Below are 14,118 nucleotides of genomic sequence, written 5' to 3'. Positions count from 1 at the left end.
TCTTGTGATTTAAGGTAAAATGAAAGGCTATCGATCATTTTCGACAGCCTTCATAAACTCTCACTATCAACCCATCTTTAATAGGATTGAAATGTAGTCTTTATCTTTTCCATATACTCTTTAAAGGGTATATTTTCAAAGACTTTAATGTAACTTCTCCACCCTTGCTATAAATTTGTAATCCTTTACTTGATGGATCCGGGAAAATTTGATCAGAAATAACCGTTTCACCTTTGTTTCCAAACACTTCTACAGCAGATCGGTCAATGAAAATATGCATTTTCACAGTCCCATTTAATGCATGTAACGGTCCGTCATGCTTACCGGCCACATTGTTCCCATAATCAAAGCTTCCTGAATTTGAACGGTCTACGAATAATTGTTTGGTGGCAACATCATAGCCAATAGTCGTATATTCAGTTGCTCCTTTACGAACTTGAAAGCCGAATTCAGTTGCTTTTATATCATCTACATCAAACTCAGCTATCATTTCAAATGTATCTTCTGATAGTTTGGATAGGAGATTACTTTCACCAGATATGACTTTATTTTTATATGAAATTTTTTCACTCTTATCTCGAATGGTTTTTAAAGAAACTGGTGTTTGTTTTAAACGTAAACCTTCATCTGTCTGAGTTAGCTCCATCTTTCTTGGCAATGTCGTTGAACTTCTCCAAGTCGAAGTTGGTGTATGATTTGCATATAGCCAATTACTCATCCAGCCAATCCAATATTTTTCGCCATTCTTCCCTTCAATTCCGCTCCAATCAACTGCGGCATAATAATCTGCACCGTAGTCAGTCCATAACACTTGATCGGAAGGGTTTTCATTTTTAAACGTTTTCCCGTCAAAAGTACCTACAAAATATTGCATACCTGACCCGCCTGCAGGAGCGCCATCATTAATGCTTACCTGTAGTACCCATTTTGTTTTTGAAGGGTCACCATCAATTGGTAATTCGATTAGAGTTGGACATTCCCAAATCCCTCCGTTACTACCATGAGTAGAAGGTATCCACTCTCCAGAAACAGCAGACCAGTCTGTAAGGGTGCCGCTTTCTTTCGAATCGCCTTTCTCAGGCTCTTTGGCAACTTGGTCTACTTCATTTGGCATGGCCCCTTCATTATAAACATTAACATCATCCATGTTTATATGACCCCAACCACCTGTAGCTTTGTCCACAGCTTTAATATATAACACTTCTCCAATGTATTTAGACGCATCCCAGACGTATTTTTGATATTTTTCTTCTTTAAATTTGGTATTGGCTTGTCGAATTAATTCTTGATCATCAGAGGCTCTCACTAACGAAACATAGCGGTTGTTGATATCATTACCACCGCCCAACAGAAAGTTGATTTCTCCAGAGCCACCTAGTTTAAAATATGAGGAGTGCAGTTCACCTGTTGCGTCATCTCCCTTTTGAAGATCAGTAAACCCCCATAGGTGGTAGTTTCCTTGGTGGCCGAAATCCCCTCCCCAGTAAGATGGTACATTTGTCACATGATCTTTTGTGAAAGCATTACCTTCGATTGTACTCCACCCAGTTAGATCACCTGTCTCAAAGTCATGATTAGTAACTTCCTTCTCATCTGTCATGATGTTCTTACCAACTTGAACATCTTGGAATAACGTGGATGAATTCCAAACATTTAAGCCAAAATGCCCTGACGAAAAAGTTGAATCATTTACATCATGAATGAGATTTCCATTTAAAGAAATTTTAATATTTTTTCCATGGGTGCTTGCTTTTAAATGGTAACTTTTATCTGTATCTAGATTTATTGTTTTTTCAGCTAGAATGGATATGTCTCCATTTTCGATTTTCATGATTTTTATTGTATCGTTTAAAGCATCGATATTCGCCATATAACCGTTTGTTGCATGAGGATCTGCACGAAAAACGAGCGAGCCGGCTCCATTGCCACCTTTTTCCCCAGATATCTCAATGTTTGCTTCATAAAAAAAGTTATCCCCTGTTTGACCGCTCATTACAAAAGCATCCTCCGTAGAGGTTCCACTTTTTCCATCCATCGTGTTCTCCCAGCTACCGTTTACATCTGTCCATTTTGATAAATTGGTTTCAAAGTTAGATGTATTCTTGAACTCCACATTTCGAAAGGCAGCCGTTGAATTCCACGCTGACAATCCATAGTATCCATAATCGAATTCTATATCCGTTTTATTTATAACGGATTGATCGTTTACAGAGACTTGAATTTGATCCCCCTCTGTTTCCACCTTCACATGGTAGGTAGTTGAAGTTTCGAGGGTAAAAGGTTTTCTCGCAATTTCCTCGTTTTTTCCATCTACATTCTTACTTAATGTTATGACATCGTTTTTGGCATCTAAGCTCGCAACATAGCCGTTCTTTGCACTCCTGTCTGACCGAAAAACTAAACCGCCTGCCCCTTCTCTCCCATTCTTCTCATTAAGCGTAATATTTCCCTCATAGCTAAATGATTCACCTGTCTGGGATGACATGCTATAAGAAGTTCTGTCTAAGCTATTTGCTTGTATACCACCATCTTCGCCGAATTCACTTGCATACTCCCACTCTTTTAAATTAGGTGAGGTATAAAACATGATCTTATCCTTAGCCGCTAACGACATAACCCATTGGTTTGATTCTTCATGCCAAAATACTTTAGGATCGCGCCAATCTTGTAAAGGAGGGTCTGGCATTACGGGATTCCCTTTATACTTTTCCCAAGTTCTTCCTTTATCTAAGCTATACGCTATACTTTGGACTTGCTTATCCCCTGAATGCGTAAAGATGGCAACCATTGCTTCTTTTCCAAAGCCAGCCGTATTGTTCCAATCAATAACAGCACTCCCCGAGAAAATCTGGCCGTTTTCATCCGGCGATAAAGCAATCGGCAAATGCTCCCAATTAACAAGATCTTTACTGACAGCATGCCCCCAATGCATCGGTCCCCATGTCGTTCCATACGGATGATATTGATAAAACAAATGATATTCACCTTTATAAAAAACCATACCATTCGGATCATTCATCCAGTTAGCTTCAGGAGAAAAATGAAATTGATTACGGTATGGTTCATTATAATACCCAGGATCTTCTGCATATGCACCATTAAATGGTAAACAAGTGAAAGTTGAACATATTAGTAGAGTACCAATAATCCTCTTCACCTTTATTTCACACCCCTTTTTTAAAATCTAAAATGACATGTGATCGTTATGCTGGACTATTTCCGCGCAATCGATCTAATAGAACGGCTGCTACAATGACTCCACCTTTTACAACTAACTGCCAATAATAGTTGACATCCATTAGAGTTAACCCATTACTGATTACCCCCATAATTAAAACCCCAATAATTGTTCCTATTATTTTCCCTTTTCCACCTGTTAAACTTGTTCCTCCTAGAATAACAGCAGCAATTGCATCTAACTCATACATTTGACCAGCAGTTGGCTGTCCAGAAAACAACCTTCCCGCTAAAACGACTCCTCCTAAACCAGCTAGTAAACCACTAATCGAATACACATTGATTAAAGACTTTTCAACCTTAATTCCAGTTAACCGAGCTGCCTCATCATTGCCACCAATCGCATAAATATGACGACCGAACATCGTATATTTAAGAACAAAAAACATCACGACATATACTAAAGACATGATATAAATAGGAGTGGGGATTCCGAAAATACTTCCACCACCGATGAATTTAAATGTTTCGTTTTGTAAAACAATTGGATAACCGCCACTAATGACATAAGCGAGTCCACGAACATATGTGAAGCTGCCTAGTGTAACGATAAATGCTGGTAACTTTGCTTTGGCTGTAAGAAACCCATTAATCAGTCCTACTGCATACCCTACTAGTACGCCTGATAACATCGCAATTATAGGATTAACTCCTGCAGAAGAGACCATGACCGAGATAACGCCAGATAGAGCAACTGTTGCACCAACTGATAAATCAATACCACCAGTTAAAATAACGATTGTCATCCCAGCAGCTAAAATAGCAATGATGGAAACTTGTTTTAATACATTCAATAAATTGGCTGTATCTAAAAAATTTGGTGCTGTAAATGAAAGTACTCCACACAATATTAATAAAATCATGATCATGCCAAGCCTATTCCATAAAGAATAAAGGACATTTCCTATATTTAGGCGTTGTGAATGTGTAATAGTTTGCGTATTCCCTCTCATTTCTCTCTTCCCCCTATGGTAGCTAAACGCATAATAGTTTCCTGTGTAGCTTCTTCCTTCGAAAGCTCGCCTGTTAACCTTCCTTCACTCATGACAAGTATTCGATCACTTACCCCCAATACTTCAGGAAGTTCAGATGATATCATTAAAACGGCCAATCCTTCATCTGCAAGCTTTGAAACAATCTTGTGGATTTCAGTCTTGGCACCTATATCAACCCCTCGTGTTGGCTCATCCAGTAGTAATACCTTTGGTGCAATTGATAGCCACCTAGCGATCACTACCTTTTGTTGATTCCCGCCACTTAAGTTTGATACTTGCTGTTCTGGGGAAGCTATTTTTATATTTAAGTCTTCAATATATTGGTTAGCGCTTTCATTTGCTTGCTTCCAACTAACAATTCCTGCTTTAGCGTGTTTTTTCAATTCAGCCATTATGATGTTTTCTTTTACGGACATTGATAAAAATAACCCTTGTTCTTTCCTGCTTTCAGGTACATGTGCAATCCTATTAGCAATAGCATCTATTGCGGATTTGATTTTAACAGATTGACCATCAACCAATATTTCGCCACTTTTCAACTCGGACAAACCGAAAATGGCCCTAACCAATTCTGTTCTGCCAGCACCAACAAGCCCCGCTAAACCAACAATTTCACCTGGGTAAATTTTTAAAGATACATTCTTTACAATCGTGTTATCAGAAACATTTTTCAATTCAAGTACAGGTGAAACTTCCTTTGGATTTTTTGTGCCAAAGGCTTTTGACCGATTAAACAAGTCCTTTAAATCCCGTCCTACCATCAGCTTTACGAGATGATCAGGATTTGTCTCTTCAATCGGCCCACTTGCAATCCATTCACCGTCACGTAATACAGTGAACCTATTAGAAATTTTAAAGATTTCTTCCATTCTGTGAGAGATATATACAATGGCAACTCCCTGCTTTTTCAAATCATCAATAATTTCAAACAGCTTTTTTATTTCTTTATCTGTTAAAGAGGCGGTTGGTTCATCCATTATGAGTACCTCTGCATTAAAGGATAATGCTCGGGCGATCTCGACCATTTGTTGTTGAGCAACACTTAAGGTCGAAACCAATTGGCGTGGATTTAGATTCGACCCCATTGAATCTAACACCTCTTGGGCACGTTCATGGACCTTATCCCATTTCACCATTCCTAAACCATTTCTAGGAAAGGTGGAGCCCATTAAGATATTTTCACTTATTGTTAAATTAGGAGAAAGGTTTAACTCCTGATGAATAACACTAATTCCTTTGTTCCTTGCATCAGTAGGGTCCTTCCATAAAATTGGTTGACCTTTCAAGTAGATTTTCCCACCATTGTCATCAGGTGTATGAATGCCTGCGAGGATTTTCATGAAAGTTGACTTTCCAGCGCCATTCTCTCCCATTAATGCATGTACTTCACCTGGATAAAGTTCAATTCTCACATTGTTCAATACGGTTACACCCGAGAACGTCTTACCAATCGCTTCCATATTCAACACTGGCTTTTTTAGACTTTGTAGGCCTTTAAGGGACATTTCATTCACAGCCATACCTTTATCTCACCCCTTATATTGATTTGAATAGGCTGATTAAAGGAGGAATCCTTATCAGCCTATTTATTGAAAGATTCTTACCAACCTTGGTAAGAATCTAATGTATCTTGAGTTACAATCTCAACTGGAACTTTAATAAGCTCCTCAACTTTTTCATCATTTTTCACTTTCATTCCGATTTCAACAGCTTTTTTGATCATGTTACTAGGTGACTGAGCTGAAGTAGCGGCAATTGTACTTCCTTCCTTTGCCATCGCTTCTGTAGCTTCAGGAGCACCGTCCACTCCGACAATGAAAAATTCATCTTTACGATTCGCTTGCTCTTGAGCAATTTCAACACCAATTGCTTCTGGATCATTAATCGCAAATACAGCGTCAATGGAGCCTGATGAATTAGCTTGCAAAATACTTTCCATCACCGTTAATGCCTTTTCACGATTCCCTTCTCCATTTTGCTTCGCGATAACTTTAATTTCGGAACCCTTTATTGCATCTTCAAATCCTTGAATACGATCAGATACAGCCGAAACAGGAGGTCCATCAATAATGACTATTTTTCCTTTTCCATCTAATTTTTCAATCACATATTCTCCGGCCAGTTTACCAGCTTGATAGTTGTCTGAAGTAACAGTGGAATCGACACCACCTTCAGCATTGGTATCTACGGCAACTACTGGAATATCAGCCGCTTTGGCCTGTTGAACAGCTGCCGCAATTCCTTTTGTATCAACAGCATTTAAAAGAATGATATCTACCTTTTTCGTAATAAAGTTTTCAATTTGAGCTGCTTGTTTGGCTAAATCATATTCAGCGCTTTCAACTAGAACTTCAGCACCTAATTCTTTTCCTGCTTCTTCAGCACCTTTAGCCATGGAGACGAAGAAAGGGTTTGCTAAACTACCTACCGCTACACCGATCGTTAATTGTTTGTTACCTTTTTGTCCTTCGTTACCGTCTGTTGATCCATTTGATGATTCACTAGCCCCACTACATGCCGTCATCGCGGCAATTACAAACGCCAAAACTAGCATTCCTATTACTTTTAAATATTTCACCATATTAGTCCCCCCTAGTTTTTGAAGATGAAAATAATTAGCTGCTGAACGAGAAATTGTTAACGCCCCCAATCTCTTAAACTAGATCACCTCCTTAAATAATATTTTTGGTTGTAACGATGGAAATATGGTTGATTTTGATAGTTTTTTCACATTGACTATTTATTGGTAACGCTTTCATCCCTTGCAAACAAGATAATTACCCTTTACACATTAGAATTATAATTGATTGTTTTTGGTTGTTTTTGATTGATTTTGATTATATTAGAGCTGTTTGTAATTGTCAACGGTTCCAATTATTACAAAAAATATATTGATAACATAAAATATTAAACGTTTCAAATGGAATATTTAAGACATGGAGCAGATTTTCCCTCATTGTTAATTGGCCACATTACAATAAATCAAGCATTCTTTATTATATTGATAAAACAAAGGGGAAAATTTTCAATAAAATAATTTCAGAATCTTCAAAAAAAGCTGGTATTCAAAATGTCTGAATCAGACATTTTGAATACCAGCTTTCCTTCAACGATAGCAAATTTAGTTTTTAGTCCCTCACAATAATTATCTCCGTTTTCTCCTTATATTTTCCTAGCGTTATTGTACCTTCTTCATTCGTAATAACTTTCGTCTGGTTTAAATCTGCAAACTTAGAAAATGATACTTCTCCAAATTTTGTATGATCTGCTAATACAAAGGCCTCACGTGACAAAAGGATAGCTCTTTCTTTTATTTGCGCCTCTTCTGGATCTGGGGTAGTCAATCCAAAATTATAATGAATAGCGTTCGCACCCATGAAACACTTATCAAATCTGTATTTTTTTATACTTTCGTATGCATAACGTCCAACTGTTGCTTTGGTAATCTTTTTAACAAACCCACCAATAAAATATGTACATATGTCATTTTCAAGTAATGCATCTAAATGATCAATTCCGTTTGTAATGACAACGATATCTTTTTGTCTTAAATGTTTGATCATCTGATACGTTGTTGTTCCAGCATCAAGATAAACACAGTCGCCGTCCAAAATTAGTTCTGCCGCATATTTTGCTATCTTAGCTTTTTCCTCAAGGTTCTGCGTTATTTTCTCAAACACACTTGGTTCGTCTCGTTTACTATGTAAAAGTGAAGCTCCACCATGTACACGTTTTAAGTAGTTCTGCTTTTCTAATTGATCTAGATCACGACGCAAAGTAGATTCTGAAGTACTTGTTAATTCTACTAGCTCATGAATCTTAACATTCCCCTTTTCTTTTAATAGCTTTAAAATTAATTGATGCCGTTCCGTAATAAGCATGATATGATCCTCCTCGTATTACACTTCTTTTTATAGTTTCTTCGTGTATTCTAGTTTAATTAATTTTAGTATATAGAATTTTGCAGTGACATGTGAGAACTATAGGGCATCCCCATAAGAAAAAGGAGCTGTTGATCAGCTCCTGGTAATGAAGTACGCACCTGTTTGTTGAATAAACAATTTAAAATCCATTACCCTGGAATATTATTCTCCTTAATTCAACAGCCATAAAGTAAACTAAACCAACAAATATATTAAGACCTAAAGCTAATTTTCTCCAAAGTCCTTTCTCACTAAGAAAAAGATATAATGATTCCACATATCAGCAATACACTAAAAGGTGTTATTCCAGGGTCAATCACTTGTGCCATATTTCCAGAAAAGAAACAAATAACCAAGATAATTAAAGCACCCTTTTCCTCTAATTAATTTTACCAAATCTCGTTATATATGTATTTTTTTATTATCGGATTATCTTCCCACTTTAAATGATAAAGAAAAAGCTGCCTTAAAAACAGCTCCGATCTTCAGCTAACGCACCCATCAGTTTAAGTGAATTTCTTCACAATTTTTATTTTTTTAACACCTTTTCTTTTCTATGCCAACTGCCCATACATAGGTGAATAAACACCATATTATATAAAAAATTTGGTTAATTATTTTTCCCACACTCTTCTTTCGTACTTATCCATACCATTAAGAAATGAAAGGAATGGTTCCTTCGATATGTCTAACCATACACCAAGAATTATCAGCTTTAATTCTCATTCACAAAAATATCCTTGTTGTTTAGAAAGAATCCTGCCACCACAAGGTTGCAACTTCTTTCCACCTCGTTGTGAACCAAACATTCAAATGACGATTTCAAATGGTGTCAACGGTTGTACCTTTAACATTAATGGTACAGTTACATGTTCAGGGCAACCAGTTTCGTCCGGAACGGTTTCCTTAACAGCATCATTGACTCCTGGGATAGGTTCAGTTACTGTTAGCCCTATATTTGCATCTGTCACCAACGGCACATTCTCTGCAACATTAACAGCAACACAAGTTACAATTGGAATCGCAGAGGTAATGGCAACTACCACAGTAAATGGAATTACTGTATCAACGACTGTAACGACTAGTGTAACATGCCCAAGTTCTTGTGCTTTTAGAACTTGTACCGTTGATGTATCCTGTGGAGGAACATTTCCTTGTCCTCCCCCATCTGGAAACACCATAACTGTTGGTCCTGGACCTGGCTTTAATTTTTCTACTATTCAAGCCGCAGTAAACGCCGCAAATAACGGAGATATAATCCTGGTGTTTCCAGGTACTTATCCTGAACAAATTACGATTCCTGCTGGTAAGGATAACCTCACCATCATTTCTCAAACACCGCAAGCAGCAATCATTACACCACCTCCAATCGGTTTGATAGGAAACCTTTCTATTGTTACAGTAAATGCACGATGTACTACGATTTTAGGTTTTACCATTTCTGGTCCATCAACGACCCAGGGAAATTTAAGAAATGGAATATTTGTCACGATGGGGGGTTCAGCAGTAATTGAAAACAATTTAATTTCAAACATAAGGGATAATCCATTATCCGGTCTCCAACAAGGGGCTGGTATAAATGTAGATATGGGTTCTGCACAAATTATTAACAACATAATTACCAGCTACCAAAAGACAGGAATTCGAGTGAATGGTGCTGAAAGCTGCAGTGCTGTTTTCAATAATACAGTCACTGGGGTAGGAGCAACAAGCGTTATTGCCCAAAATGGAATACAAATATCTCGTGGGGCAACTGCAATTGTTCAAAATAATACTGTAACAGGTAATATTTTCACTGGTCCAGGCGGTGTTGTATCTACTGGTATCTTATTATTTCAAGAAGTTGCAACAGCACCTGTTTGTGTCGAGTTCAATAACATGTCCAATAACGATGCTGGTCTCGCTTTGGCCTCGACCACTGGGGCATTGATACAAGGAAATAACTCATCTAACAATACCCAATTGGGCATATTGGTAGATTCAGACTCCACTAATAATGTATTTATTCGCAATACTGCACTAGGTAATCCAACTTTTGATATTGAGGATGACTCAGTAGGTCAGCTATCTGCTATGACAGGTAACTTTTGGCTATGTAATACGTGTAATAAAGATAATAAAGGCGGGGCAATATGTTCATCTGTTAGTGAATTTCCAGAACTACCGATAGATCCACCAGTGCTAAGCAATGTATCAGTATCAATGGATTAGTTCCAAATATTTTTAACTACTCTCATCCGAACTAAAAATAATCAAATTCGTCCTAAGAATTTGACAATGTGAAAACCCATTCTTACAGGAAAAAGAACTGGGTTTTTTTGCTTTTAGAAATTAATATATCGGTACTAGAGACTTTTGATCAACTAACCTGGGCCCGATAGTTCCATAAGAAGAAGCTGCCTTAAAGACAGCTGGGAAAAAAAGTTGCCAAAGCAACCTTCCTTATTGAACTAAACATACGTTAATTAGACAGCAAATTAAATTTAACGATTTATATTCTTTGTCATACCAATGGTAAACTTCTCAAATCCAAAAGTTTCATAATATGATTTCAAACTTTCTACACACATAAGTTGAGGAATTACTCGATTTTGCTCACAATGTTCAATTATTCGATTCAACATTTCTTTGCCAATTCCTTTGGACTGGTAGTTTGGTAGTACACACACTCCACATACAATTCCAGTAATCACACCATCGGAAATAACACGTCCCATACCCACTAACTGTTGTTCATCAAAAGCATAAATTGCATACCAACTTTGATTGCACATTTGTTTCAAATCATTAACTGTTAATTTAAGTGAATTCCATCCTAAAGATTCATATAAGGTTAGTAATTGCTTAAAATTTTCAGGGGGTTCTATTGTATAAAGTATAGTTCTTTCCATACAATTGCCTCCTTGAATTTTTGTATCTTACAGCTTTATATAAACATATAATTTTTGTGTGATATCCACATATTCCCTTCTGTAACCCTGTCCCTTTAGCTCATAAGAAAAGAGCTGCTGAAGCAACTCTTAACGGAATAATTCTATTCGTCATTCAACAGTTTCATAATCAACCTTCGTTGTAAACTGCTTGGTTAACTTGAATGGCACCCTCTCAGCTATATGCTTTAACAATAAAAATTACTTACTTACTTTTAAAAGAAACTGATCGATACGTTCTTTTTGCCGGAAGTGGTGACGGAAGTGCATTTCGATTAGCTGAAAATATTCCTTTGCATTTAAATATCCCATTCTCCGGTGCTGAACTTTCTGGCTGGCCGGAATGTCAGAGAGCCTTCTCTCGATCTCTTCCATTTTCTCAACGATTTGAAGCAGTCCTTCCTTTACTTCTTCTTTTCCTGCAGGATTTGGCGGTGTGAAATCCGGTGTATCCGGACCTTTTAACCTGATTGGAGGAAACGTCCCTTCTTTGAAAATCGATTCGCCTATTTCTGTTTTTTCACCGCCATCGGAAGTAGTGCCATTAACACATTGCTCAATGGCTTTCAAATGGAGACTAAGGGTACTCTTTATTAAATGATTGTACATTTGTCCTAATGACCATTCATCCTCAGAAGGCTTCCTCGTAAACTCATCCAGCGAATATTTACTTAACTCTTCAATATAGTATGCAGCCACCTGTTCGAATCGCTTCAATACCTCTTTTGTATCCAATAGATCTCCCACTTTCTTTATAACTTTTCTTTCTTCTTAATGTTATTAACTTCGACTCACTTACAAATAATCCCTTCTCTCCTATTCAAGAAAGTAGTGATTTCGGTTTATCATGTTTATAAACCATTAGACTTTATTTAGGTACTCTTCTTAAAACATATGAAGTTCACCTGACAAAATTGTTAGCATATCTCACAATATTGTTAGGTGAACTTTATTAACTTCCACATTATAATTTTTATAGATAATATTTACAAATACTTAAAGAGAGGAAATGTTATGAGAGCCCAAAAAGACAATCATCCCATAATTATGTTTGATGGTATTTGTAACTTGTGTAATCATTGGATCCAATTTGTGATAAAAAGGGATCCAAATGGCATATTTAAATTTTTGTCTCTTCAATCAGAGTTAGCACGCTCAATTATGGAAAGCCACAATCTAACTAATAAAGAGTTGGATTCTATTATCTTGATTGATAAGGATCAAATATTCACTGAATCTACGGCTATCTTACACATTTTAAATAAACTTAAAGGACCTGTAAAATGCCTCATTCCATTATGGATGATACCTAAATTGATTCGGGATAAAGGTTACCGTTTCATTGCAAAAAATCGTTATACCTGGTTTGGTAAAAAAAGGGCTTGTATGATACCGACACAAGATATAAAAAACAGATTTATTGAATAACTAAAATGGAAAGTAGGATAGATAAATAATGAATAAGAAAAGTTCCCTTAAGAAACTTAAAATGAGTACGATTACTGCGTTTAGATGGTATTTAGCTTTAACCTTTTTCATCTATGGGACGGCCAAGATATATCCAGGACAATTTTCCACTGGGGATTTTATATTTGATTCCACCAAGGACTCTGCTATGCAATTAGCTTGGCACTTCTTTGGCTACTCCCATACTTATAATTTATTTATAGCATTCGGAGAGTTAACAGCAGCCTTGTTATTATTAATTCCAAGAACAGCAACATTAGGGAATATTATTTACCTGCCTATCACAGTAAATATCACTATCCTTAATTACTGTTTTGGCATACCAGCGCTCGGCATTAGTTCTGTATTGACACTTATGAGTATTTCCCTTCTATTATTTGAATATAAAAAGCTTAGAATGATCTTTTTAGCAAATCCAGTTATCGGTAAAGAGACGATACAACCTAAAAAAATTAAGAATCAGGTGAATATAAATTGACTATAGTAAATTTTCTTCTTTTACTTCTAATCTTTTCAATATCTTGTTTTTATTATTTTGTTGTAAAAAAAGATTCTTGATCCATAATATTGTTGGTATAATCACTCTTAAAAAACCATCAAAAATAAAACCCCTTGGCGGCCAAGGGGTTTTATTCGTCTATGCTGTAGGTTTGAAACCAATAACCCACCCTTACATCCAATCCTTTCCATGTTCCCGAATGAAGTTAATATCGTTTTGATAATGTTCAAGATGCCCTTCCTCTATCATCTTTTGAAAAGCAATGTCCCCTTCACTGGCTTTTCTTGTAATTGTTTTACATAACCCTTCCAACCGCAGCAATACCATTTCCAAATAGTCTGCTTCTATTCCCTCACCGTAAGATTCAAGAAACAATCTGATTCTTTGTTTTATACGGGTACCATGCTGTAATGAATGGTAATAAACTTTCTCACCTGCTTCAGAAAGATGAAATCTGCTTAAGGGAACGCAAGTATAAAGTGTGTAAGCTATGTCCCAAAGTCTTGGACCGGGTCCAGCAACATCAAAATCAATAATACCCATTGGTTTTTTACGGTTAAAAATAATGTTGTACATCGCAAAATCATTATGGCATAGCACCTCAGGTTGTTGGGGGGTGTTATCTATCGGTTGCCAGCTGTCATCAAAAGAAAAATCACTGACAGAATCATGATAAAGACGGAGCATTTTCGCTATTTCCATTAAGACATCATCTGACCACATGTATTCCTTTAAAGGATAATTACCAGCTTCTCCTTCAATAAATGATAATATTTCTCTTCTTTTTTCATCTATACCTAAAAACTTTGGTGCATAACTGAAACCTTTATTCTCCAAATGCTTTAATAGCTTATGAATCTTGGGACTATCAGGCTTTAATTCCCGTCGCACAGTATCTCCTGAACGATAAACTTCAGAAACATTCCCTCCTGTTAGCATTTCTTCATTATCAAGGTTTGACATCCATGGATCCCTCCCTAATATGACTTTCTATAACACGTACAACAATTCCTGTTTGTAACTGCCTTATAGACAGTTACGATTCACGAAACATTACGTAGAAATAT

General features: G+C 36.7%; 12 protein-coding genes and 1 pseudogene. 3 read left to right on the top strand and 10 right to left on the bottom strand.

Going from position 1 to position 14,118, the window contains the following annotated elements; all coding sequences use genetic code 11:
* Nucleotides 1-100: 100 nt before the first annotated feature.
* The 7 genes and pseudogenes from OTG27_RS26775 to OTG27_RS22330 all read right to left on the bottom strand — a co-directional run bounded on the left by OTG27_RS26775 (nucleotide 101) and on the right by OTG27_RS22330 (nucleotide 9,336).
* Nucleotides 101-1,114 (bottom strand): glycoside hydrolase family 32 protein, encoded by a 1,014-nt coding sequence (locus tag OTG27_RS26775; RefSeq protein ID WP_374941281.1) that lies wholly within the window; start codon nucleotides 1,112-1,114, stop codon nucleotides 101-103.
* 1,407 nt (nucleotides 1,115-2,521) lie between these two features.
* A pseudogene (locus OTG27_RS26770) lies at nucleotides 2,522-3,148 on the bottom strand (glycoside hydrolase family 32 protein); the annotation flags it as partial.
* A 55-nt stretch (nucleotides 3,149-3,203) separates the two neighbouring features.
* Nucleotides 3,204-4,106, bottom strand: coding sequence for an ABC transporter permease (locus tag OTG27_RS22350; RefSeq protein ID WP_268938225.1), 903 nt, complete (start codon nucleotides 4,104-4,106; stop codon nucleotides 3,204-3,206).
* Between the two features lie 80 nt (nucleotides 4,107-4,186).
* Nucleotides 4,187-5,752 (bottom strand): sugar ABC transporter ATP-binding protein, encoded by a 1,566-nt coding sequence (locus OTG27_RS22345; protein WP_268938163.1) that lies wholly within the window; start codon nucleotides 5,750-5,752, stop codon nucleotides 4,187-4,189.
* An 80-nt stretch (nucleotides 5,753-5,832) separates the two neighbouring features.
* Nucleotides 5,833-6,813 (bottom strand): substrate-binding domain-containing protein, encoded by a 981-nt coding sequence (locus tag OTG27_RS22340; protein ID WP_268938162.1) that lies wholly within the window; start codon nucleotides 6,811-6,813, stop codon nucleotides 5,833-5,835.
* Between the two features lie 547 nt (nucleotides 6,814-7,360).
* Nucleotides 7,361-8,113 (bottom strand): DeoR/GlpR family DNA-binding transcription regulator, encoded by a 753-nt coding sequence (locus OTG27_RS22335; protein ID WP_268938161.1) that lies wholly within the window; start codon nucleotides 8,111-8,113, stop codon nucleotides 7,361-7,363.
* Between the two features lie 851 nt (nucleotides 8,114-8,964).
* Complete coding sequence (locus tag OTG27_RS22330; protein ID WP_268938160.1) at nucleotides 8,965-9,336, bottom strand: hypothetical protein; 372 nt, start codon at nucleotides 9,334-9,336, stop codon at nucleotides 8,965-8,967.
* 82 nt (nucleotides 9,337-9,418) lie between these two features.
* Between OTG27_RS22330 and OTG27_RS22325 the strand changes: the two genes are divergently transcribed.
* A complete protein-coding gene (locus OTG27_RS22325) occupies nucleotides 9,419-10,366 on the top strand; it encodes a right-handed parallel beta-helix repeat-containing protein (RefSeq protein ID WP_268938159.1) in 948 nt (315 codons plus the stop codon).
* A 272-nt stretch (nucleotides 10,367-10,638) separates the two neighbouring features.
* Here the strand turns inward: OTG27_RS22325 and OTG27_RS22320 are convergent, their stop codons facing one another.
* Both OTG27_RS22320 and OTG27_RS22315 read right to left on the bottom strand, forming a co-directional pair.
* Nucleotides 10,639-11,046 (bottom strand): GNAT family N-acetyltransferase, encoded by a 408-nt coding sequence (locus OTG27_RS22320; RefSeq protein ID WP_106027950.1) that lies wholly within the window; start codon nucleotides 11,044-11,046, stop codon nucleotides 10,639-10,641.
* Between the two features lie 240 nt (nucleotides 11,047-11,286).
* Nucleotides 11,287-11,820: a DinB family protein gene (locus OTG27_RS22315; protein WP_268938158.1), complete on the bottom strand. Its 534-nt coding sequence runs from the start codon at nucleotides 11,818-11,820 to the stop codon at nucleotides 11,287-11,289.
* 279 nt (nucleotides 11,821-12,099) lie between these two features.
* Between OTG27_RS22315 and OTG27_RS22310 the strand changes: the two genes are divergently transcribed.
* A complete protein-coding gene (locus OTG27_RS22310; RefSeq protein WP_268938157.1) occupies nucleotides 12,100-12,513 on the top strand; it encodes a thiol-disulfide oxidoreductase DCC family protein in 414 nt (137 codons plus the stop codon).
* Between the two features lie 28 nt (nucleotides 12,514-12,541).
* On the top strand, nucleotides 12,542-13,030 hold the full coding sequence (locus OTG27_RS22305) for a hypothetical protein (protein ID WP_268938156.1): 489 nt from the start codon (nucleotides 12,542-12,544) through the stop codon (nucleotides 13,028-13,030).
* 192 nt (nucleotides 13,031-13,222) lie between these two features.
* Here OTG27_RS22305 and OTG27_RS22300 read toward each other — a convergent pair whose 3' ends face one another.
* Nucleotides 13,223-14,014, bottom strand: a complete 792-nt coding sequence (locus tag OTG27_RS22300; protein WP_057277132.1) for a phosphotransferase — start codon at nucleotides 14,012-14,014, stop codon at nucleotides 13,223-13,225.
* Nucleotides 14,015-14,118: the final 104 nt, after the last annotated feature.

This window comes from Peribacillus sp. AS_2, assembly GCF_026891895.1.
GTDB lineage: Bacteria > Bacillota > Bacilli > Bacillales > DSM-1321 > Peribacillus > Peribacillus frigoritolerans.
The sequence above is the reverse complement of the archived record's forward strand: the minus strand, read 5'-3'. Positions and strand labels throughout refer to the sequence as shown.